Below are 22350 nucleotides of genomic sequence, written 5' to 3' on the forward strand. Positions count from 1 at the left end.
ACCGGGCTCACGCCCAGCTTCAGCGGCTAAACTTGGGGCGTGGCTTTCTTCAAATACTCCCTGATTCGCGGCATCCTGTTCCTGGCTTTCTTCCTCATCGCCTACCTGGCCGTGGACTTGAGCCCGCTGACATCCGCCCTTGTTGGCGCACTGTTCGCGTTCCTTGTCAGCTACCTGTTCTTCCGCAAGCAGCGTGAAGGCGCCACCGCCGTCGTCGCCAAGACCTTTGCACCCAACGCCGCCACCACCCAGTCGGCGGGCGCCGTGGCGGATGCCGACGCAGAAGATGCGCTGATCGACGCGAACCCGGACATCTGGATCGACGCCGACCGCAAGTCCGGCACTGCCGGCTACGACAAGACCGAGGAAGCCTGACCCGCAGGCGCGCCCCCTACAGGGTGTTGAGCAGGACCGCTGCGGCGAACAACAGGCTGAACCCGAGGTTGAGCATGCCCGTCTGCTGCAGGACGGGGATCAGGGCCTCGCGGGTCCTTCCCTTCAGCATGATCCAGCTGGGCAGCAGGATAAACGGCGCCTGAAGCAGCATCAGCAGCATCCACGGGTTGTCCGGCACCAGGCACAGGGTCAGGGCCATGGACAGCGCCAGCATCACCACGTAGCTGATGCGCGCATTCCTGTCGCCGAGCCGCACGGCCAGGGTCATCTTGCCCACCTGGGCGTCCGTGGGGATGTCACGGACATTGTTGGCCATGAGAAGCGCGACGGCGATCAGCCCGGTGGAGATTGAACCCACCACCGCGGTGGTGTCCACGGCGCCGACCTGGGTGAAGGTGGTGCCCAAGGTTGCCACGGGGCCGAAGAACACGAACACAAAGACGTCGCCCAGGCCCAGGTAACCGTAGGGTTTCTTGCCGCCGGTGTAGCCCCATGCGGCAAGGACGGCGCCGGCACCCACCAGCAGCAGCGTCCACTGCTGCGACAGGATGACCAAGACCAGCCCGGCCACCATGGCAAGGCCCAGCGAGCCGAACGCGGCCATTTTTACTTCGTGCGGCTTGGCCACGCCGCTGCCCACGAGCCGCAGCGGGCCCACCCGGTCCTCGTCGGTGCCGCGGATCCCGTCGGAGTAGTCATTGGCGTAGTTCACGCCGATCTGCAGCAGCAGCGCCACGAGGGCGGCGAGCACGGCCCGGCCCCAATGCAGCCCGCCCATGCCCAGTGCCGCGGCGGTACCAACTATCACGGGGGCTATTGCCATGGGCAGAGTCTTTACCCGGGCTCCGGCGACCCATTCCCCCACAGTGGCCACAGTGCTTCTCCTTCGGTACAGGTGACGATAGACCTGTACGTCAGGCCTCAGCCCCAATTCTGCCCTGTCCACCTGTCAATGGCTGTGAGCGGCATGGGCCAATGTGGCCAAAATTGCCGTCCTGTCGGGCTTTCCGTTCGGCAGCAGCGGAAGTTCGGAGACAAACACCACAGTTTTGGGCAGCAGATGTGCCTCCAGGTGCTCCGACGCGGCCGCCAGCAGCTCCGCCTCGGCCAGCGCGGAAACCACCATCGCAGCCACCTGCTGGCCCCATTCCTCCGACGGAACGGGAACCACAAACGCCTCGCGCACGCCCGGCACCTTGTGCAGTCCATCGGTCACGGCGCCGGCCGACACCTTCAGCCCGCCGGTGATGATGACGTCGTCAGCCCGGCCCAGCACGCGCAGCCGTCCCTCACTGTCCAGCTCACCCAGGTCGCCGCTGGCATACCAGCGCACCAGTTCGCCGTCGTGCTCCTCCTCGACGAAGTGCTCGTCCGTCAGCTGCGTATCGCCCAGGTAGCCGGCAGCGACCACGGGCCCGCCCAGCCAGATGCGGCCGTCGCGGATGGCGAGCTCCACGCCGTCGAGCGGGACGCCGTTGTAAACGGCGCCGCCGCAGGTCTCGGACATGCCGTAGGTGGTGACAACGTTCAGCCCGGCACCGCGCGCGGCCTCGAGCAGGGCGGGGTTGACGGGGCCGCCGCCCAGCAGGATTGCGTTGAAGCGGCGCAGCACGGTCAGCGTTTCGGCACTCGGGTTGGTGAGCAGGCGGGAGAGCTGCGTGGGCACCAGCGAGGTGAACCGCGTGTTGTCGGTGAGCTCCAGCGCGGCCTCGGTGAACGCTTCCGGGGTGAATCCGCCGCTCAAATCCATGGCCCAGGGGCGCGTTCCGGCGAACAGGCTGCGCACCAGGACCTGCAGCCCCGCCACGTAATTCATGGGCAGCGCGAGCAGCCACTGGCCCTCGCCCTGCAGCGCCATCGCGGTGCCCACGCTCGACGCCGCCAGCGCTTCAACGCTCAGCAGCGTGCGCTTGGGTGTGCCGGTGCTCCCCGAGGTAAGCACGACGGCGGCAATCTCGGTTTCGCTGCCGGCCGGCAGCCCCAGCGCGCTTTGCTCGATGAGCTCGAAGCTGCCGTCGGGCGCGATCTGGACCGCGGGGCCCTCGCCGGAGAGGGCTTCGGAAAGTGCCTTGAGCAGGGGTTCGATGTTCATGGGTACCTAATTGCTAGAAGTAGTACGGGAAGGAGGACCAGTCGGGGTCGCGTTTTTCCAGGAACGCTTCCTTGCCCTCCACGGCCTCGTCCGTCATGTAGGCCAGGCGGGTGGCCTCGCCGGCGAAGACCTGCTGGCCGGCCAGTCCGTCGTCGGCCAGGTTGAAGGCGAACTTGAGCATCCGGATGGCCTGCGGGGACTGGCGGGCAATGTCTGCCGCGTACTCCAGAGCGACTTCTTCGAGGCGTGCGTGGTCCACGGCCTCGTTCACGGCGCCCATGCGGACCATGTCCTCGGCGGAGTATTCGCGGGCCAGGAAGAAGATTTCGCGTGCCGATTTCTGGCCGATCTGGCGGGCCAGCAGCGCCGAGCCGTAGCCGGCGTCGAAGGATCCCACGGTGGCGTCCGTCTGCTTGAACTTGCCGTGCTCGCGGGAGGCGATGGTCAGGTCCGAGACCACGTGGAGGGAGTGTCCGCCGCCGGCCGCCCAGCCGTTGACAACGGCGATGACCACCTTGGGCATGGTGCGCATGAGCCGCTGGACTTCCAGGATGTGGAGCCGGCCGGCGCGGGCGGGGTCGATGGTTTCCTTGGTCTCGCCGTCGGCGTACTTGTAGCCGTCGCGGCCGCGGATGCGCTGGTCGCCGCCGGAGCAGAAGGAGTGGCCGCCGTCCTTGGGGGAGGGGCCGTTGCCGGTGAGCAGGACCGTGGCAACGTCCGGGGTCATGCGGGCGTGGTCCATGGCGCGGTACAGCTCGTCGACCGTGCCGGGGCGGAAGGCGTTGCGGACCTCAGGGCGGTTGAAGGCGATGCGGACCGTGGGCAGGTCCCTGACAATGGTGCCGTCGGCGCTGCGTTCCACCTGGCGGTGGTAGGTCATGTCCTGAAAGTCGAAGCCTTCAACCACGCGCCACTGGGTGGGGTCGAAGATGTCGGATACCTGGTCTGGGAGGTTTGTTGCGTTGCTCACCCAGTGATTCTAGCTGGCGGCAGCGTTTCGGGGGCTTGGCCCCATTGTGACGCCAATGTGACGGCGGCGCCGTGACACGTTCTCACCCCGGCCGTGCCGGGAACCGTGAACTGTCCAAACGGACAGGGGCAAAACCCTTGACGGTATTTCAGGGAGTCATTTAAGGTGCCCCGGCGGGATATGGGAACGGCCCCGTGTTGGGGCTATTTTTGGGGAGGCCGTCCACAAGACGAATGGCCGCTCCCCGTTCACTTTGAAGGTAGACAGAATTGATTAACAGCACTTCCCGTCCGCCGAGGAAGGCGTCGCTCCTCGCCGCCTCGGCCCTCACGGCAGCCTTGTCATTCGGCAGCTTTGCAGCTCTCGCCCCCGCAGCCATTGCCACACCGTCCGGCGATCAGTCCGGTTCCTTCTGCACCAACCCCGGTGGTGTGGAAGGTGGCATCACATCGTGGCGCACCAACAACGGCATCAACGTGTTTGCCGGAGGCAACTTCACCACGACAGCCGGTGCCACCGAAGCTGAAGGCGTCCTGGCTGTTGCGGGCAGCGCCTCATTTGCCCAGTCCTCCAACTACAACGTCGGCGTTGTCGGCGGCGGATCCGGATGGGCACCCAACGAGGGTTCGGACATGCTCCTGATCGGTGGCGACGCAAGCGCCGGCTCGGGCGTTGTCCACGTTGGCCTTTCGGCCGCTGTCAAGCAGGGCGGCCATGTGAAGATGGGCGGGAACAACAACGCCGCCGGCAAGATTCAAACTGGTGGCGGCACCGTCGCCGAGGGTGGGATCGAAACTAGTCTCGGCGCGGCGGGCGCATACGACTTTGGCTCCTTCGAACAGAAGTTCAAGAGCCTCTCGGCTGGATTCGCAGCCCAGCCTGCCAATGGTACCCACGCACTGGTCGGAGACATGCTGACCTTCACCGGCAACGGCAGTGACGAACTGCAGGTGTTCGAGATCTCAGGTGATGAGCTTGGAAATTCTGCCAAGAAGATCTCCATCAAGTTCGACCGGATTCCCGCTGACGCCAAGATTGTCGTCAACGTTTCAGGCGGCAGCGCAGAGACCTACTTCAACTCGGTGTTTGCTCCGAACAGCGCAGCTCTCCTCGCTGAAGGTGCGGACGGGTTCGGCCAACTGGCAGCGAGCCTGGTTTGGAACTTCAAGGACGCCACGAGCGTCCTCATTGACGGCGCTCAGATCCCGGGCTCCATCCTGGTTCCCGCCGAAGGCAGCCAGACGACGGTTGCTGCCAATGGCACCAACGGTCGTGTCTACGTCGCAGGAGACTTGAAGCACCAGGGCAACGGTGGCAACGAGTTCCACGCGTACCCGCTTATTGGAATTGACTGCGAAACCCCCGGGAAACCGGTCATTGAGGAACAGCCGGAGAAGCCCAAGGTTACTGAAAAGCCCAAGGAGCCTGTGGAGCCGGAAGGGCCGCTGGATCCGGTTGATCCAGAGAAGCCGGTTGTCCAGGAGGATCCAGAGAAGCCGGTTGTCCAGGAGGACCCGGAGGAACCCGTTGTCGACCCCGCACCGGCAGACCCGGAATCGCAGGAAGTGACTGACCCCAAGGTGCAGGCCGACGACGTCACCCCGCTGGCGCAGGAAAGCTCCCAGGCACCTGCCCCGCAGGAATCAAAGAAGTCCACGCCTGCGGCCACCACGCCGGCCGGCCAGGTGGCCGCCAAGGCTTCGCCCTCAGCCACCGGTGCTGCCGTTGCAGCCGACGGATTGGCGCGGACCGGAGCCAACAGCAACACGCTGATCCTCGGTCTGTCTGCAGTATTGCTGCTGGCCCTCGGCGGCATCGCCGTTGCCACAGTGCGGCGACGCCACTAACGGAGTCCACCTCCCCAAGAACTAATGGACGTTTGGCCGCGGATACCCCCGCCGTGGCCAAGCGTCCATTGTTGTTGGCTGGGTGGTGCCCGATGGTGGACGGCGGGTGCGTGTGGCTGAAATCACCCTGACGTTTTTTCATTGGCGGTTTCACGGCGGCGGAAGGTTTGGCCAACGAAACTTCTGTTTCCTGAATGAAAATGGCGTGGTTCACGGCGGAAAGTTCAGAAACGACCAGTTTTCAATGCTGGTTGCCGCAGGGCCGTGACGTGGTTTCATGGGCTATTTTCCAGCGGCCCCGGCTGGGGTGAAAGCTGCCTTGATTCCGGCTACCGTGGAGCTGGCCAGTCGGTTAGACGTCTGGCTAACTCCGTTCATACATGAGGTAGACAGAATTGACTAACAGGATCTCCCGCCGCCCGGGGAAGGGCTCCGTCATCGCTGCTTCGGCGCTGACGGCTGCATTGACTCTCGGCAGCTTCTTGGCATTGGTTCCCGCAGCAAACGCTGAAGGCGGCTTCACCTGCATCGAAGAGATGCCCGGCCTGGGCAACGGTGATTTCGCCGGGTTCGACAACAACACCAGCGTCTTTGTTGGCGGCAACTTCTCCGTGGCGGAAATGGCCGCAGAGGCGGAGGGACTGCTTGTTGTCATGGGCGATGCCGAATTCGCCAAGGCAGAGCGGGGGAACTACAACGTTGGCATCGTAGGCGTCGGCTCGCAGATCGTGCCCACGCCGGGTTCCGACATGCTCCTGGTTGGTGGCAGCGTCAGCAGCAACGGCACTGTCATTGATGTTGGCAACCCGAAGGCACAGCTCATCTCCGAGGGAAGCCCCGCGGGTGGCGCCGTCCGCATCGGTGGCTCCAACAACGCCGGCGACAAACTCTCCACCAACGGCGGCACGCTGACCGTTCCCGACGCAACTGCCGTGGCAGGGTACGCCGGATTCTCGGCCCTGCTGAAGGCGCGTTCTGAACAGTACTCCGGGCTGGAAGACACCGGAACCGTGGAAGTTGAATCCTGGGGCGAAGCTGTCTTGACCGGCGACGGTGTCTCCTCCACGCAGGTATTCACTGTGGATGAAGGCTTCCTCGGCAGCGAGCAGAAGGATTCTGCACTGCAGTTCAAGGACGTTCCGGCCGATGCCCGAATCGTTGTCAACGTCAAGGGTGAGCCGGCAGGCCTGTTCCTCAATACCCTGCTGAACGAGGCGGGACTGCCGGTTCTTCCCAACGCAGGCACTCCCGACGGAGCCTACTTCGGCTCCATTGCCTCGCGGCTGGTCTGGAACTTTGCCGATGCCAAGAATGTGGCCATCGGGGGAACGGCCCAGGTGCCAGGATCCATTCTCGTGCCTACGGCCGGCGGGACCACCGAGATTTCTGCGCCCGGCACAAACGGCCGCATCCTTGTTGCCGGCAACCTGGTGCACAGCGGCACAGGTACTGAAATGCACGCCTACCCGCTGATGGGCGACGAGGACTTTGGCTGCTCCGGCAAGCCCGCTGAGAAGCCTGAGGTGCCGTTGACTCCGTTGGTGCCGGTTGAGCCTGTGGTTCCGGGTGAGAAGCCTGAGGTGCCGTTGACTCCGTTGGTGCCGGTTGAGCCTGTGGTTCCGGGTGAGAAGCCTGAGGTGCCGTTGACTCCGTTGGTGCCGGTTGAGCCTGTGGTTCCCGGTGAGACCCCTGTGGTGCCGTTGACTCCGCTGGAGCCTGCCGACCCAGTTGTGCCCGACAACGTGCAGGACGCCCCGGCTCCTTCCACCCCGGCCAGTGCCAAGGCAACGGCCGCGCCGTCCGCTTCGGAGTCACCAAAGGTGGCAGCGCAGGCCTCGGACACTGAGCGCCTGGCCAACACCGGCCTCAATGCGAAGAACACGGCGATCCTTGGCGTGTCAGCCCTGCTGTTGCTGGCACTGGGCGGCCTGGCCGTCGTGACGGTTCGCCGGCGCCACTAAGAGCCTGAGCTCCCCTGAAACCCAATGGCCGTTTGGCCGCGGACGCCCCCTCCGCGGCCAGGCGGCCATTGTCATGCCCAGCCGCAGTTTCTTCCCTCCATCACCGTCAGGGATGTTGTACCGACTGGCAGCGCCACGTCAGCTGATGCAGAATTCGTTGCCTTCGGGATCTGCCATGGTGAACCAGGAGTGCGGACCCTGGCTGGCTTCCCAGAGAAACGTGGCGCCGCGGGACTCCAGCTTTCCCCTGACGGTTTCCTTGTCGTCTCCGCCGAGCCGGACGTCCCAGTGGATGCGATTTTTGGACGTCTTTGCGGAGTCTGCCGTTTGGAAGAGGATGCGCGGACTGTCCGCACCCGCATCCGGCCCCGGAATAATGGCCTGGCCCATGGCCCACACAAGCACTCCCTTGTGGACCAGTGTTTCGTCGTCAGTGGCAAAGCCCTTCTCCACCATGGAACGGATGAACGCCTCGTCGGAAGGCTCCACCTGCCAGCCCATGGTCTCGGCCCACCAGTCGGCCAGCTCATGCGGGTTGATGCAGTCAACAACTATTTGCAGCGAATAGGCCATGGAGAATATTCTGCCGCCGCCTGTTGCCCGTGTCCAGCATTCAGCGGGGCGCAGTGCACCGGAGGATGGTGCGCTGCGCCCATGTGGTGAAGCTAGGCCAGAACGCTCAATTTGGAACTCATGCGGCCGAAGAAAGCATTGTCCAGCGAGAGCCTGCCAGGGCCCATGAGCGCCACTGCAAGGGCCGAGGCGCCCAGAATCAGCACCAGCTCGAAGCCGCCGGCTTCGACGAAAATGCCAGCCGGGGCGTGGACTACCGCGATGGCGCCGATCATGTTCAGGGTCAACAGCATCGCGAGGGGGCGGGTGGCCAGGCCCAGGATCAGTGCGATGCCGCCCACCAGTTCCAGGGTGGCCACAATGGGTGCGACCAGGTCGGCGGCCGGAACGCCCATCTGGGCGAATGCGCCCTGGGTGCCTGCAACGGTGAATTCGTTGTATTTCTGCCAACCGTGGGCGGCAAATAGGAATCCAACCACGACGCGAAGGATGGTCTGGGCCGCTGTGGCAAGTGCGGGGTTCTTCATGGGGATCTCAACGTTTCTGTAGGGGTTTGTAACGGCCTTCGAAAAGAAGCGCCGCATAGCAAATAGTTGAAGCTTCAATAAAAGTCTCCCAGACAATCAGTTGATGCGTCAACTAATGGTGGTTCGAGTATTCCCCTGTGCATGCCACCAAGCCGGCGTCCGCTAGTGTTTTTTCATGACCTTCATTGCACCCGTCACCCTGGCCGGAAAGTACGTCACCCTTGAACCGCTGAGCATGGACCACCACGACGGACTCGTCGCGGCCGCATCCGACGGCGAGCTGTGGAACCTTTGGTACACCTCGGTGCCGCGGCCCGAAGGCATGCGCTCCGAGATTGAGCGCCGCCTGGCCGACCAAGAGGCCGGTGAACGGTTCTCCTTCACCGCCCGCGCAAACGACCCCGCCACGGGCAAGCCCGGCCGGATCATTGGCCTGACCAGCTACTACGACATCGACCCGTCCGTTCCTACTGTGGCTGTGGGCTACACCTGGAACGCCGCCAGTGTGCACGGGACCGGCACCAACGTGGACAGCAAGAACCTGCTCCTCCGCCACGCCTTCGACGTGCTCGGCGTCGAGGTGGTGGTGTTCCACACGCACTGGATGAACATGCAGTCACGCGAGGCGATCGCCCGCCTGGGCGCCAAGCAGGACGGCGTGCTCCGTGCCAACCGCCGCATGCCCGACGGCTCCCTGCGCGACACCGTGGTCTTCTCCATCCTCGCCGCCGAATGGCCGCAGGTGCGCAACGGGCTGAACTTCCGCCTGGCCAAAAAGCGTCCAGCCCTCCAGCCATGACCAGCCCCCACTGGGAAGGCGCCGTCAACGCCCGGCAGCTGGCCGGCGACATCTACCGGATGGGCCGCAGCGAATGGCTCACCGAGCGCGGTTGGCGCCAGCTCCATGACGACGGCGTCCGCACAGTCATCGACCTGCGGAACCCGGCGGAGCGCAAGCGCAGGCCGAGCGACCCGGTGGTGGCCCCGGCCGCGATGGCGGGGTTCGCCGTCGTCCACTCACCCACGGAAGACCCGGAGGACCCGCGCTACCGGGACCACTTCCACCCCTACATGAACCATCCGCGGCTGTACTCGGACATGCTGCGGCTGTTCCCGGAGCGCGTGGCGGCCGTGTTCAGGGAACTGGCGGCCGCGCAGGGCAAGGTGGTCATCCACTGCTCCGCGGGGCGCGACAGGACAGGGCTGGTGGCCACGCTGCTGTTGGCGCTGCTCGGGCAGTCGGAGCTGGCGGCGCAGGAGGACGAGCAGGCCACGCGCGGCATCAACGAGTGGCACCTGGTGGCGCCGGTGAAGCATCCGTACGAGCGGCACCTGGGTCAGGCCGAGCTGGCCGAGGTGGTTCAGGGGCGCGGGGAGGCTGTGGCGGAATTCATCGACGGCCTCGATGTGCGCGTGTTTTTGCTGGCCAACGGTGTAACTGCCGGCGAGATCGACGCCGTCATTGCCCGGTGCCGTGGAGAAGGCTGAACGGGCCGCCGCTTCCGTGTTGTGCCGGAGGCGGCACGCCATAGACTTGAGGGCATGTCTCAGACCAAAACCCCGCAATCAGCCACGTCCAATTCCAAGAAGATGGTGGTGCTTGTCATCGCCATAGTGGTGGCGCTGGTGGCCCTTGTTGGGGGAGGGGCGCTGCTCTTGGGTGCAATGGAGAAGTCCGACGCCGGACAGGTCGCCGCAGGCGGGTCGGGCGCCCCGGATCCGGCCGAGGCGGAAAACCGCGAATGGACCGGGACGCTGGACTTCAACGGCAAGGCCATGGACGTGACCCTGTTCGGGGACAAGGCGCCCCAGGCCGTGGCGTCGTTCCTGCACCTGTCCGAGACGGACTTCTTTGACGGGACGGCCTGCCACCGCCTGACCACTGGCGGCTTCGACATCCTGCAGTGCGGGGACCCCACCGGCACCGGAACCGGCGGCCCGGGCTATGAGTTTGGCCCCGTCGAGAACGCTCCTGCCGGCAATCTCTACAAGAAGGGCACGCTCGCCATGGCCCGGACCAGCGATCCAAACAGCAACGGCAGCCAGTTCTTCATCGTCTACGGCGACACCACCATCGATCCCGGTGCGGCCGGCGGCTACACGGTGTTTGGTGAAGTTGCTGGTGGCCTCGACGCCGTGGAGAAGGTCGCTGCGCAGGGAACTGCCAACGGTGCACAGGACGGGACTCCCGCCGCCGAAGCGGTGCTTGGGGCGGCCAGCTTCAAGTAGCCGCCCCGGCGCGGCAGGGCACCTAGCGGGCGGGTTCGACGTCGAGCAATTCAGCGGAGACGGCAAAAGCATCCGGTGCCGCAGCCAAAGGTGCCGGCCCGCCGAGCTCCTCGTTGAACACAAAGAAGCGGTAGGTGAGGAAGCGGAAGATGGTGGCCAGGACCAGGCCCACCACGCCTCCGGCGATGAAGTCGGCCGTGAATGAGGTGAAGCCCAGGACGTAGCGCGAGACAACCTGGCAGGCGAGCACGATGGCCAGCCCCAGGGCGTTCATCAGAAGGAACATGAGGAACTCGCGCCACACGTGCTCGGTGCGCCGGTGCCGGAAGGTCCAGTAGCGGTTGGCGAACCATGCGAACAACGTGGCAACGACCGTGGACACCACGCGCGCCTTGACCGTGCTGGATGACATGGGCCCGTGCCACAGGAGTGCGTAGATGCCGTTGTCGATGATCCAGCCCATGCCACCCACCGTCCCAAACGTCAGGACTTCCCGCCACAGGAGGCCGATGAGATTCCTGACTTTGTCGATGGCGTTCATGCGGCCTTTCCGTGGGGTTCGGGACCCGGTGCGCCCATGGCAATGCCCCTGTTGCAAGGGCGTGGCGGGGGCTGATCTGTGCTTACGGTAACGAAACTAACACCAGAATTTTGGGTGGTCGAACTGTTGCCGCCATTGTTCCGTTTGTGACGTGGATCATAGCCTGCGCTGGCTGCCGGGCGGGGTCGAAGACGGGCTGTTCATGATGGATGCCAGAGGCGTCTCAATGGCCAGGGGCTTGTCCGGCACGACGAAAAAGCGGCGCCCGAGTGAAGTATAGATTTTCATCTTTATGTCTAGTAAACTAGACATAAAGGTGTTTTCTTATCTGGCTGCCCTGTCTAGGAGGTGCCCCCATGCGACTGCAAAATCCCCTGTCTGCTTTGAGCTCGTCCTTGGAAATGGGCATTCTCTACGTCCTGTGTGGAGCTGATGAGAGCTTTACCGCTCCGCTGATTCACAGGCTGCTCCCGGAAGAAGGCTCTTTGCCGGGGGTGCGGTATGCGCTGCCCGGACTCGTGGATCAAGGGATTGTCCTTGAGCGCAAACTGGGAAGAATAAGCACCTTTGCGCTCAACAGAGACCACGTGTTGGCAGGCTTGCTCATGGACATGGCTCAATCCAAGGCTGTTCTCCTTGGCCGGATTGGGGAGACTGTAGCCTCGTGGAGGATGTCCCCAACCGTTGTCACACTCTTCGGCTCCGCGGCCCGGGGCGACATGCGCAGTGACAGCGACATCGACTTATTTCTGCTGTTTCCAGATGGCATGGTGGACGGCTCTGTGGAGGATGATGTTGCATCACTCGCCAGCATGGTTGCCTCCTGGACTGGCAATGATGCCCGGCCTCTCGTCTACACGCATGATGAGGTTGAAGACAATCCACTGTTCAGGGGCATAGTTGACGAAGGAATCCACATCTTTGGCGACCGCCGAGCCCTTGTTCGGCAAATGCGGCTAAAGCGGGACGCCGCATGAGAACTGTCGACGCGGACTCAAATGCCCGACGTGGACGCTTGGCCAAAGCCAAGCAATTTCAGCAAGTTGTTGCCGATGCGCTGACACTTGTGCAAGACGGTGAGAACATTGCCGACGCCGTTGTGACACTGTGTGTTCACGCTGGGATAGCAGCATCGGACGCCGTCTGTCCACGTTGCCGGCCATGAAAACCAAGGCTGGGTACGATTACCGGCCGGTGTCGGCAACGGAACTCAGTCGGGCTATTCGGGCCATGGATGCGTTGGTCGACCTTGCCACGATCCAAGCGAGTCGCTGAAGAGTCTGATTTCCCCGCCACAACCATGTCAGGGAGCCAAAGGCATTGGTGTGTGACTACGGTGGGACAACGGCAGCATGGCCACCCAAACGACTCGAGGATCCGTGGACCTTTCCAAGAAGTTCAAGAACTGGCTGTTCAACACCCCGGGAGTGGTCAACACTGCGGGCCTGGACAAAATTGCCGCCCGCGCCGCGGCCCGGGCAGGCGAGATGCTCCACGGCAGCCTGGGGCGGTCCGAAGCCCACCGCCTCTTGGACACCGTGGCAGCGGAAGCTGGCCCGGACACTCTCAACTGGAGCGATGCCGCACTTGAGGAATACCTGGCGGCTGCCAGCGTCCTCGCCCAGGAAGCCCTGGGCATGACACCCTTCGATACGCAGTTGCTGGCGGCAGCCAACATGTTGCGCGGAACCGTGGTGGAGATGGATACCGGCGAAGGAAAAACCCTGGTGGGTGCCTTGGTAGCCGGTGCCCACGCCCTGCGGGGGAACCGGGTGCACGTCCTGACCGTCAACGACTACCTCGCGCACCGGGACGCCGACTGGATGGGGCCGTTCTTTGGCCGGCTGGGGCTTGCCGCGGCATCGGTGACAGAGGCCAGCGCGGCGCAGGAGCGCCGGCAGGCGTACCTTGCGGACATTGTCTACGTCTCCGTCAATGAGCTGGGATTCGACGTGCTGCGGGACCGCTCGTGCACCGAACCGGGGCAGGAAGTCCTCCAGCCCTTCAACGTTTGCATCGTGGACGAGATTGATTCCGTCCTGGTGGACGAGGCGACGGTGCCGCTGGTCCTGGCCGGCCGGGCGCGCAGCGAGCTGGAAAGCGTTGACGTGGCGGACTTCGTCAAGACCCTCAGCTCCGGCACCCATTATGAGGTGGCCCCGGACAAGCGCAACGTGTCCCTCACAGACGCGGGCCTCGCGGCAGTCGAGGCGAGGTGGCCCGGCGTCGAACTTTATTCGGTGGCCGGCACGCCGCTTTTCTCCTCCGTCAACACGGCCCTGCACGCAGAAGTCCTGCTGCAGCGCGACGTCGACTACATTGTCCGCGACGGCAAGGCGGAGATCGTCTCTGACTCGCGCGGGCGCGTGGCCTCGCTGCAGCGCTGGCCGGACGGATTGCAGGCGGCGGTGGAGACCAAGGAGGGGCTGCTCCGAACCGAACAGGGCGAGGTCCTGGACCAGCTGCTGGTGCGTGACCTCATCAAGAGTTTTACGGCCGTGACCGGGATGAGCGGCACGGCCGTGGCTGTTTCGGAGTACCTGCGCACGCATTACGAGCTCGACGCCGGCCGGATCCCCTCCCACAAGCCGTGCATCCGCAAGGACCTGCCGGAGCGGATCTATGCCACCAGCGCCCACCGCGATGCCGCCGTGGTCCTGGCCGCCGTCGAGGCACATGCAACGGGCCGGCCGGTGCTGGTGGGGACACATGACGTGGCGGCATCGGAGCGTTTCGCCGGGCTTTTGGCGGCCAGGGGCCTGGAACCCCAGGTCCTCAACGCCCGCAACGACAGCGTGGAGGCGCAGGTGGTGGCTCAGGCCGGGCGGCGCAGGGCCCTCACCGTGTCAACACAGATGGCCGGCCGCGGCACCGACATCCTCCTCGGCGGGACGCCCGCCAACCCGTCCGCGCACGCGGATGTGGCCGGGCTCGGCGGCCTGCTGGTCATCATCGTGGGCCGCTTTTACTCACCCCGCCTCGACGCGCAGCTCCGGGGACGTGCCGGGCGGCAGGGCGATCCCGGCGCCAGCATCATCTACTCCAGCATGGAAGACCCGGCCGCGAACGGCCAGGAAGCGCACGGCCTGGAGCTCACCGAATCTGTGGCCCGGGATGTTGACGACGCCGGACTCGTCACCAGGGCGGGCCTGTCTGCCCTGCTGGACCGGGCGCAACGGCTCGCGGAGCAGGAACGGTTCACCACGCAGCAGAACTCCTGGAAGTACAACGAGCTGATTGCCTACCAGCGCAAGGTCGTGCTGGCCGAGCGGTCACGGGTGCTCCACGAGGCCGGTGCCGCACTGGAAATTCTGGCCGTCCTCGACGGCAGTCCCGCTGGCATCCCCGCCGGCGGCGCCCCGGGCGAAGGCGGCGGACGTCTGGCGGAGATGGCAGGAATCCTCGGGCAGGAGGAAATGGCGAGGGTGTGCCGGGAAGTGCTGCTCTTTGAACTCGATGCCTTGTGGAGCGACCACCTGGCACTGCTGTCCGAGCAGCGCGCGGCGATCCACCTACGCGCCCTGGGCCGGCAGAATCCGCTCGATGAATTCCGCCGCGAAACCATCCGCGCCTTTGAGGGTTTCCTGGACGACGCCCACGCCAATGCGCGCGAAACTGTGGAGGGCTTGGACGCCACCGGCGGGCAGGTGGACCTGGAAGCAGCCGGCATCCGCCGCGGCTCCACCACCTGGACGTACGTGGTGGACGAGAACCCCTTCGGGAACCCCACCGACCAGGCCATCAAGTGGCTGCTGAAAAAGCTGGGCAGGTAGCGGCGCCGGAGCCACCGACTCGTTGCGGCCGGGCTGCCGGCCTGCCCAAACCGCTATGCGGGCAGGCCAAAAGGGCGAATACTTGAAGGTGCCAACCCTTCAACACTGCAGGAGGCCGCAATCATGGCCAAGCTCATTTATATGGCAATGACGTCCCTGGACGGCTATACCAATGACCGTGACGGCAACTTCGACTGGGCCATGCCCGACGACGAGGTGCACGCCTTCGCCAACGACCTGGAACAGGGTGTGGGCACCCACCTGTACGGCCGCCGGCTCTACGAAACCATGAAGGTGTGGGAGGAATTCTACGGCCGGCCCGACCTCATCAAGGTGGTCCGTGACTACGCCGACGCCTGGCACCAGATCGACAAGGTGGTCTACTCCCGCACCATGGAATCGACGGCCACGGCGCGGACCCGGATCGAACGCGACTTTGACCCTGCCGCCGTCCAGGCCATGAAAGCCCAGGCCGGGCAGGACATCTCCGTGGGCGGGGCGAACCTTGCCGGCCAGGCGCTCGCAGCAGGGATCGTGGACGAGATCCACCTGCTCCTGTTCCCAGTCTTGGTGGGCGGCGGCACCCCGGCCCTGCCCGAACGCCTGAGCACCCCGCTGGAACTGCTGGGCCAGCGCACCTTCGGCAGCGGCGTCGTGCATCTCCACTATGCGGTGAAGAATGGGGCGGCAGGGGAATTGCCGGCTGGTGCCTAGATTGCCAGCATTCCCCACAGCAGCCAGGCCGAAACTGCCGCGGCGCCGAAGATGACCACGGCGAAGCCGCCGAGCCACAGGAACGGCGGCGTGCGGGTCGCCTGGGCGAGGAGGTACGCGTCCGAACTGCCGAGCTGGCCACGGCGGCGCGTGTGGACGGCGGCGACCTTGAAGAAGTCGCGCACGGAGCCCACGCCAAGCGCGATGCCGAGGATCAAGACCGCCCAGCCCACGGTTTCCGCGGTGGCGAACATGACCAGGCACTGGGCTGCGGCCGCGCTGAGCAGGGCCACCATGATGCCGGTGAAGTTGCGCAGGAAGATCAAGGCCAGCAGCAGGACCAGCGCGCCAATCGACGCCGCGGCGCCGGCCCAGCCCGCCGACACCGACCACACGAGCGCCAGCCCCACCACCGCCGGGGCTGGGTAGCCCCAGAAACCGGACCAGGTGGCGCCGAAGCCGCGGCGGCCGCTGCTGACCAGCTCGCCGGAATGGTCCAGCCCGATCCGCAGCCCGTGGACCACGCGGCCGGTCATGAGTGCGGCGAAGGCGTGCCCGAGTTCGTGCACGAAGGTCACGTACAGCCCGAACCAGCGCCAGGTGGCGTGGGGGATGCTCAGGACCACGGCGGAGGCAACGATGAGCAGGAGTGCGCCGATCGGGAAGCTGGGGACGTCGGTGCGGGTGAAGCCGTTGAGGATGGCGGACCACCAGCTGGCGGCGGCGTTGGTCAGGTCCCCTGCGGCGTCAGTCATTCCAGCAGCGTAGACGATGAAGCTGGCAGCGCCGTTTCGCCTCCACAGCGCCGCCGGCCGATCATGCCCCGAAAGGGATCAGCCCTGCGTGAAATATCCTTGCACCAGTGCCTGGCTCGGGGTTCGCTGAAGGCATGGCAAACATTTTGATTCTTGGCGGGACCGCGTGGCTGGGCAGGACCCTGGCTGAACTGGCGCTGGCGGCCGGGCACGCCGTCACCACCCTGGCCCGCGGGCAGAGCGGCGATTTTCCGGAAGGCGCGGACGCCGTCGTGCTTGACCGCGACAACGCGGACGGCGGGCCCAACGGCGGATACGCCCCGGTTGCCGCGCAGGACTGGGACCTGGTGGTGGAGTTGGCCCGGGTTCCCGGGCACGCCCTGGGCGCGGTGCAGGCGTTGTCGCCGCGGGCCCGGAACTGGGTGCTCGTGTCCTCCTGCTCGGTGTACGCGGACCATTCCAGGCCTGCCGGGGATGAGGGCGCGCAGCTGTTGCCGGCGCTCGGCCCTCGGGAGGCGTACACGCCGGAGCGGTACGGGGAGGCGAAGGCCGCCTGCGAACAGCTGACCGCGGCGGCCCGGGACGGCGCGGCGCTGCTGGTGCGGGCGGGGCTGGTCGGCGGACCGGGGGACCCGACCGCCCGCAGCAGCTACTGGCCCCTGCGGCTGGCGGATCCACACCGGCCGGCCCTGCTGCCCATCGACGACGGCCCACACTACCCGCAGCACGTGCAGCTTGTGGACGTCCGCGACCTGGCCGCCTTCATCCTCGACGCCGGGCTGGCCGGGCGAACCGGGCCGGTCAACGCGGTGGGCCGGGCGGTCCCGCTGTCCGAGGCGCTCACCGCTGCGGCAGGGGCGGCGCGGACGGGGCCCGGGCCCGCGGGGCGGGAGTTGTCCGGTTACCCCATTTCCGCCATGGAGGGCGACGGCGTTGCCCCCTGGAGCGGGCCGCGGTCCCTGCCGCTGGTGCTTCCGCCGGAGACGGCCTACGCCGGGTTTGCGCGCCGCTCGGATGCGCTGGCACTGGAGATGGGGCTGCGGCGGAGGCCCTTGGCGGAGACATTCCGGGACATCATCGCCGCCGGTGAACCATGGGCCGGGCGGCAGCTCGCCTCGGGTCTCAGCGCGGCGGACGAGGCCTCCCTGCTGGGGGCCCGGGCACGGCCGGCGGGTTGACAACCCACCCCCGCCGCATGCAACACTGGGAATGCTCTGTCCCCTATGTCAGGAAATCCGTTGACAATTTGGTTCGCTTCCGCCTAATCCGCGCCGAAGTAGTGCACGCCCGTCCTTAAAGGCCCGGCCTGCCCTCGGCGCATTCATTTGCCGAGGAGAACCATGCAGAACACCCATCCCATTTCGCTGTCCCAGCTCACCTTTTCGTGGCCGGACGGCACCCCTGTCTTTACGGACCTGACCGCCGTGTTTGCCGCGGGCCGCACCGGCCTGGTGGGCCCCAACGGCACGGGCAAGACCGCATTGCTGCGCCTGATCGCCGGGGAGCTGGCGCCGAACAGCGGCACGGTTGTGACGGCGTCGAACGTCAGTTATTTGCCGCAAAAGCTCACTTTGCGCACGGAGCAGACCGTCACCGACCTGCTGGGCCTGGCCGAGAAGCGCCATGCCCTGGCCGCCGTCCTGGCCGGGCACGAAGCCAACATGGCCGAAAACTTGGAGCTCATCGGCGACGACTGGGACCTGGAGGAACGCGCCGTTGCGCTGCTGGCCGGGTACGGGCTGCCCGCCGCCGGCCCGGACTTCCTGGACCGGACCGTCGGCACGCTCTCCGGCGGCGAGGCCATGATCACCGCGCTGGCCGGACTGGAGCTGGCCGCCCGGCCCATCACGCTGCTTGACGAACCCACCAACAACCTGGACCGTACCGCGCGGAACCGGCTCTACCAGGCGGTGGAACGCTGGCGCGGCACGCTCATTGTGGCCACTCACGACCGCGCCCTGCTGGACCGCGTCGACGCCATCGCCGAATTGCGCCCCGTCCGCAGCCGCGCGTGGGAGGGGGAGCGCGTGGAGCTCATCCGGCACGGCGGCAATTGGGAGGTTTACGAGGCCGAGGTCGCCGCTGAGCGTGAGGCCGCCGAGCGTGCGGTGCGCGACGCCGGCGCCCGGCTTGCCACCGAGAAGCGCCAGCGGATCGAGGCGGAGACCAAGATCGCCCGCCGTGCCAAGCAGGGCCGCAAGGCGGCGTCAGGGCTGCCGCCGATCATTGCGAATGAGCGCCGCAAGCAGGCCGAACAGTCGGCCGGGAAGGTGCGCGGCACCATGGGCAGCCGCGAGACCGACGCCGCCGAGGCGCTCGCCGACGCCCGCGACTCCGTCCGCGCCGACACCCGGATCCGGATCGACCTCCCGGACACAGCCGTGCCGGCGGGGCGGACGGTGCTGGACGTCCCTGCTGCTGTGGTTTCCCTCGGTCGGATGCACGACGGCGGCGCGCCCCTTGAGCCCGACGCCCGCCTGTCGCTACGCGGACCCGAGCGGGTGGCGCTGACCGGGCCCAACGGCGTGGGAAAGACGACGCTGTTGAATGCGTTGGGTCCGCTGGCCGCCGTGCCGGTGGGATACCTGCGCCAGCGCAACGGGGGAGCCGGAGGTGTCGGTCCAGACCTTGCTGATTCGTGGGAGGGCCTGGACGACTCCCTCACCGTGCTGGAAAACGTGCGGGCGGCGGCACCGGCGGTGTCCCTGCCGGAGGTGCGCGAGCAGCTCGCCCGGTTCCATTTCCGTGGCAACCTTGCCAACCAGCCCGTGGGGGAGCTCTCCGGCGGGGAGCGGTTCCGGGTGGCGCTGGCCAGGATCCTGCTCGCCAGCCCGGCGCCGCAGCTGCTTCTCCTGGACGAGCCCACCAACAACCTGGACCTGGTGTCCACGGAACAGCTGGTCTCCGCGCTCGCCGACTTCAAGGGTGCCCTGGTGGTCTCCAGCCACGACGAGGGGTTTCTTTCCGAGCTGATGCCGGAACGGACGTGGGAATTGAGGCGCGCAGAACCGCAGCCGGGGCAGGGAATGTAGCGTCAGCGCTCAAGCTGCGTATCGGGTGCCTGACGTGGCCGCGGAATATCCAGTGCGGCTGAAAACGTTGAACATGGTATCAATATTGATACCATTGACCATGGCAAGTGTAGCGAAAGTTCTTGCGAGAATGCGGCAAAACCCCGCATCGGTGCGCTTCGCTGACTTGGAACGGGTTTGTGAACACTATTTTGGTGAACCCAGGCAGCGGGGCACCTCTCACCAGGTATATAAGACGCCGTGGCTTGGAGACCCCAGGATAAACATCCAGGACAACCATGGAAAAGCCAAACCGCACCAAGTTCGGCAGGTGCTTTCGGCCATCGAGAAATTGAAGGAGTCATCATGAGTCACACTGACCACTACAGCTATCGAGTCCGCTGGTCGGCGGAAGACGGTGAGTTTGTAGGAACGGTTGCAGAAATGCCTTCACTGTCGTGGCTTGACGGCGACCGGGCGCAGGCCTTTGACGGCATCCAAAAGCTCGTCGCAGAGGTTGTGGAGGACATGTTGGCCGCCGGCGAGACTCCTCCCGAAGCTATTGCTGATCGTACGTATTCCGGAAAATTCTTGCTCAGGATTCCGCCGGAACTGCACCGCGAGCTTGCCATCGAAGCTGCCGAGCAACATATTTCACTCAACAGGCTTGCCTCTTCACGGTTGTTAGGCAACCAGTAAGTAGTGGGTGCCTGAACTCCGGATAGGCTGGCAGGCGTGACTCAAGCCTCAAAAGCAACGCACCGATTCGAACTGACCCTCCGCAAGCCGTGGCCGGGCTGGTACCCCAACCCCACCGTCGCGGTGAACGGCGACGCCCAGCCCACCCTCTGGGGCACGCGCAACTGGAAGGTGGCCGGCACGGACCCGGTGGAGGTCAACGTTTTCCTGTTCAACCGGCTGTGGAAGTTCGGTGAAGCGTCCATCACGGTGGAAGCCGGCGCGGTCGTGAGCTACCGGGCACCATGGCTGCCGTTCGGTCCGGGCAGGATCCGGGTCGCCTGATGAACGACGGCGAAGTGCAGCTTTGCTTCATCGGCGACTCCTTTGTGGCGGGCGTTGGGGACGAGACCGGGCTCGGCTGGACGGGGCGGCTGGTGGTGCACGCCGCGTCGGCGGGCAGGCCCGTGACCGCCTACAACCTGGGCATCCGTGGCAACACTTCAGCCGACATCCTGGCCAGGGCCGGGTCGGAAGTCGATGCTCGGCGGAACCCCATGCGGCGGACTGCGGTGGTCCTGTCGATGGGCGTCAACGACACCATTTTTGTGGACGGGGCACCTCGGGTGGCGCTGGCGGAGTCCTGTGCCAACCTCGGGCTGCTGCTGGACATGTTCGCCGACGATCCCGTTCTGGTGGTGGGGCCGCCTGCGGTGTCGCACGAGGATGTGAACGACCGGATACGTGAACTTACGCTCCGGTTCCACTCGCTGTGCCGGGACCGGGACGTTCCCTTTGTGCCGGTCTTTGAACCCCTGGAGGACAACCCCGTGTGGCGCCGGCAGGTGCTCGAGGGCGACGGCGCCCACCCGCGCTCCGAGGGGTACATGGAGCTTTATGAGCTTGTGGCGCCGTACTGGGAGCGCTGGCTGGAGCAATAGGGAGGCCCGGGTGGCGTGCAAGCCGGGCCGCCGGGAACGGGGTGCTTCCACCAGTTTGAACCCCCGTTCCCGGCGCTGTCTACCAGGTCTCGGCGAGCAGGCTGGCGAGGAGTTCGCCGTCGTCAACCTCCAAGCCGCGGGCGTTGAACCATGCGCACATGTTCCGGCAGTCGCGGGCCAGCAACTCAGCCGCCTGAAGGTTCCCAGCCAGGTCCACCAACTGCGGCAGGTCGATGATGACCAGGCGGTCACCGGCGGCCAGCACGTTGTAGGGGGAGAGGTCGCCATGGGCGAACCCCAGCCGGGCGAAGGCCTTCATGGCCTCCGTGAGCTGGTGCCAGTAGCTCTCCAGCAGCCCGGGTTCTGGCCGCACCGACTGCAGGCGTGGCGCCGCAACCCCGCGGTTTCCGGGGTCCTCGATGAACTCCATCATGATCTCCGTGCCGTAAATCTGCACGGGGTAGGGCACCGGGATGCCGTTCTCATGGGCCATGCGGAGGTACGTCCACTCGGCGTCGGCCCAGCGTGCGGCCTCCACCTCCCGGCCGTAGCTGCTGTTGTTCTTCAGCGCCCGGGCGTCGCGGGAACGCCGCACCGAACGTCCTTCCGTATAGATGGTGGAGCGCTGGAAGAGGCGCTGGTCGGCGGACCTGTAGCGCTTGGCTGCCAGCAGCGCGCGCCGTGATTCCGTGGCACGTTCAACAAGGAAGACATCCGCCTCCTTGCCGGTTTTCAGGACGCCTAGATCGGTGTCAATGGCGGCGGCATCCTCAATGACGAACGCGGGGTAGGGCTGCGGGCCCCGCATCAGCTTTTCCAGGTCCGGCCAGGTGGACCAGCGCTGGTTTTCGGCAAGTGCGTCGTCCAGGACATTCCAGTCCGGGGCACGGTCGGGCGACCCGGAAAACGCCTCGCCCAGACGGGGGTTGCGGCGGTTCGGGGACTTGCGGGAGATTTTTTCGAAGTGCTGAGTGTCAGCAGAAAACTTCATGGGTGAATCGACTCCTGTGGAGGAAAGCATGGGTGTTTTGGGCGCGGAAAGCTGCGAAAACAATCATTGGGTCCTCCTTAAGATCGATCCGGCTGCTGCATGAACGGGCCTGTGCGGCCGCAGCGGGCGCCTGCTTGCACAGGACCTTTTCATGAGACCATGATTCGCCCACAGCTGTCAACGAAAAGTCCGCACGGCCTCTACTCGGGGGAGCCTTGCCGCAACCATCACCGGCAGCCCGGGCCGCCAACCGCCGTCGGCCATGTCAATCAAAATCACACGTGATTAACGCCGCCAAAACGCCTCGAAGCCACCCCCGCGTGCTTGGATTGAGCCATACCTGCGAAAGGG

The 22350-nt window shown here is 65.6% G+C and carries 23 protein-coding genes; 15 read left to right on the top strand and 8 right to left on the bottom strand.

What is annotated here, in order from left to right; genetic code table 11:
- The first annotated feature begins 39 nt into the window (after positions 1-39).
- Positions 40-375 carry a DUF4229 domain-containing protein gene (locus tag JOF48_RS09345; RefSeq protein WP_209679980.1) on the top strand — a complete coding sequence of 112 codons (336 nt, stop codon included), beginning with the start codon at positions 40-42 and terminating at the stop codon, positions 373-375.
- A 16-nt stretch (positions 376-391) separates the two neighbouring features.
- On the opposite strand, the gene JOF48_RS09350 is transcribed toward JOF48_RS09345, so the two are convergent.
- The 3 genes from JOF48_RS09350 to JOF48_RS09360 form a co-directional block, all read right to left on the bottom strand.
- Positions 392-1270 (bottom strand): 1,4-dihydroxy-2-naphthoate polyprenyltransferase, encoded by an 879-nt coding sequence (locus JOF48_RS09350; protein WP_209679982.1) that lies wholly within the window; start codon positions 1268-1270, stop codon positions 392-394.
- Between the two features lie 75 nt (positions 1271-1345).
- Positions 1346-2488: an AMP-binding protein gene (locus JOF48_RS09355; protein ID WP_209679984.1), complete on the bottom strand. Its 1143-nt coding sequence runs from the start codon at positions 2486-2488 to the stop codon at positions 1346-1348.
- Positions 2489-2501: 13 nt separating this feature from the next.
- Positions 2502-3458: a 1,4-dihydroxy-2-naphthoyl-CoA synthase gene (locus tag JOF48_RS09360; RefSeq protein ID WP_209679986.1), complete on the bottom strand. Its 957-nt coding sequence runs from the start codon at positions 3456-3458 to the stop codon at positions 2502-2504.
- A 269-nt stretch (positions 3459-3727) separates the two neighbouring features.
- Between JOF48_RS09360 and JOF48_RS09365 the strand changes: the two genes are divergently transcribed.
- From JOF48_RS09365 to JOF48_RS09375, 3 genes are all read left to right on the top strand, one after another.
- Positions 3728-5305, top strand: a complete 1578-nt coding sequence (locus JOF48_RS09365) for a choice-of-anchor A family protein (protein ID WP_209679988.1) — start codon at positions 3728-3730, stop codon at positions 5303-5305.
- A gap of 112 nt (positions 5306-5417) precedes the next feature.
- Positions 5418-5573: a hypothetical protein gene (locus tag JOF48_RS09370; RefSeq protein WP_209679990.1), complete on the top strand. Its 156-nt coding sequence runs from the start codon at positions 5418-5420 to the stop codon at positions 5571-5573.
- 127 nt (positions 5574-5700) lie between these two features.
- Positions 5701-7266 (top strand): choice-of-anchor A family protein, encoded by a 1566-nt coding sequence (locus JOF48_RS09375; protein WP_209679993.1) that lies wholly within the window; start codon positions 5701-5703, stop codon positions 7264-7266.
- Between the two features lie 138 nt (positions 7267-7404).
- On the opposite strand, the gene JOF48_RS09380 is transcribed toward JOF48_RS09375, so the two are convergent.
- Complete coding sequence (locus JOF48_RS09380; protein ID WP_209679996.1) at positions 7405-7839, bottom strand: VOC family protein; 435 nt, start codon at positions 7837-7839, stop codon at positions 7405-7407.
- Between the two features lie 92 nt (positions 7840-7931).
- On the bottom strand, positions 7932-8366 hold the full coding sequence (locus tag JOF48_RS09385; protein ID WP_209679999.1) for a DoxX family protein: 435 nt from the start codon (positions 8364-8366) through the stop codon (positions 7932-7934).
- A 175-nt stretch (positions 8367-8541) separates the two neighbouring features.
- Between JOF48_RS09385 and JOF48_RS09390 the strand changes: the two genes are divergently transcribed.
- From JOF48_RS09390 to JOF48_RS09400, 3 genes are read left to right on the top strand one after another with little or no spacing between them, the layout of a single operon-like run.
- The gene (locus JOF48_RS09390) at positions 8542-9165 is read left to right on the top strand and encodes a GNAT family N-acetyltransferase (protein WP_209680002.1); all 624 of its coding nucleotides are present in this window, start codon (positions 8542-8544) and stop codon (positions 9163-9165) included.
- Complete coding sequence (locus JOF48_RS09395) at positions 9162-9854, top strand: tyrosine-protein phosphatase (protein ID WP_209680005.1); 693 nt, start codon at positions 9162-9164, stop codon at positions 9852-9854. The genes JOF48_RS09390 and JOF48_RS09395 overlap by 4 nt, the downstream gene beginning before the upstream one ends.
- A gap of 54 nt (positions 9855-9908) precedes the next feature.
- A complete protein-coding gene (locus tag JOF48_RS09400) occupies positions 9909-10595 on the top strand; it encodes a peptidylprolyl isomerase (protein ID WP_209680014.1) in 687 nt (228 codons plus the stop codon).
- Between the two features lie 22 nt (positions 10596-10617).
- Here the strand turns inward: JOF48_RS09400 and JOF48_RS09405 are convergent, their stop codons facing one another.
- Positions 10618-11136, bottom strand: a complete 519-nt coding sequence (locus JOF48_RS09405; protein WP_209680016.1) for a GtrA family protein — start codon at positions 11134-11136, stop codon at positions 10618-10620.
- 401 nt (positions 11137-11537) lie between these two features.
- Between JOF48_RS09405 and JOF48_RS09410 the strand changes: the two genes are divergently transcribed.
- From JOF48_RS09410 to JOF48_RS09420, 3 genes are all read left to right on the top strand, one after another.
- Entirely contained in the window at positions 11538-12113 is a 576-nt protein-coding gene (locus JOF48_RS09410; protein WP_209680019.1) for a nucleotidyltransferase domain-containing protein, read from the top strand.
- 375 nt (positions 12114-12488) lie between these two features.
- Positions 12489-14909: an accessory Sec system translocase SecA2 gene (gene secA2 / locus JOF48_RS09415; protein WP_209680022.1), complete on the top strand. Its 2421-nt coding sequence runs from the start codon at positions 12489-12491 to the stop codon at positions 14907-14909.
- Positions 14910-15032: 123 nt separating this feature from the next.
- Positions 15033-15623, top strand: a complete 591-nt coding sequence (locus tag JOF48_RS09420) for a dihydrofolate reductase family protein (RefSeq protein WP_209680025.1) — start codon at positions 15033-15035, stop codon at positions 15621-15623.
- Here JOF48_RS09420 and JOF48_RS09425 read toward each other — a convergent pair.
- Entirely contained in the window at positions 15620-16378 is a 759-nt protein-coding gene (locus JOF48_RS09425) for a M50 family metallopeptidase (protein ID WP_209680028.1), read from the bottom strand. The two genes, JOF48_RS09420 and JOF48_RS09425, sit on opposite strands and share 4 nt — an antisense overlap.
- Positions 16379-16512: 134 nt before the next feature.
- On the opposite strand from JOF48_RS09425, the gene JOF48_RS09430 reads away from it, so the two are divergent.
- The 5 genes from JOF48_RS09430 to JOF48_RS09450 all read left to right on the top strand — a co-directional run bounded on the left by JOF48_RS09430 (position 16513) and on the right by JOF48_RS09450 (position 21008).
- Entirely contained in the window at positions 16513-17556 is a 1044-nt protein-coding gene (locus tag JOF48_RS09430; RefSeq protein ID WP_209680031.1) for a Rossmann-fold NAD(P)-binding domain-containing protein, read from the top strand.
- 162 nt (positions 17557-17718) lie between these two features.
- Positions 17719-19410 (top strand): ABC-F family ATP-binding cassette domain-containing protein, encoded by a 1692-nt coding sequence (locus JOF48_RS09435; protein ID WP_209680034.1) that lies wholly within the window; start codon positions 17719-17721, stop codon positions 19408-19410.
- A 345-nt stretch (positions 19411-19755) separates the two neighbouring features.
- Positions 19756-20088 (top strand): type II toxin-antitoxin system HicB family antitoxin, encoded by a 333-nt coding sequence (locus tag JOF48_RS09440; protein WP_209680037.1) that lies wholly within the window; start codon positions 19756-19758, stop codon positions 20086-20088.
- Positions 20089-20124: 36 nt separating this feature from the next.
- Complete coding sequence (locus JOF48_RS09445; protein WP_209680040.1) at positions 20125-20412, top strand: hypothetical protein; 288 nt, start codon at positions 20125-20127, stop codon at positions 20410-20412.
- The gene (locus tag JOF48_RS09450) at positions 20412-21008 is read left to right on the top strand and encodes a GDSL-type esterase/lipase family protein (protein WP_209680042.1); all 597 of its coding nucleotides are present in this window, start codon (positions 20412-20414) and stop codon (positions 21006-21008) included. The genes JOF48_RS09445 and JOF48_RS09450 overlap by 1 nt, the downstream gene beginning before the upstream one ends.
- A gap of 79 nt (positions 21009-21087) precedes the next feature.
- Here the strand turns inward: JOF48_RS09450 and JOF48_RS09455 are convergent, their stop codons facing one another.
- Positions 21088-21999 (bottom strand): serine protein kinase RIO, encoded by a 912-nt coding sequence (locus JOF48_RS09455; RefSeq protein ID WP_209680045.1) that lies wholly within the window; start codon positions 21997-21999, stop codon positions 21088-21090.
- Positions 22000-22350 lie beyond the last annotated feature (351 nt).

It is taken from the genome of Arthrobacter stackebrandtii (genome assembly GCF_017876675.1).
GTDB classification, from domain to species: domain Bacteria; phylum Actinomycetota; class Actinomycetes; order Actinomycetales; family Micrococcaceae; genus Specibacter; species Specibacter stackebrandtii.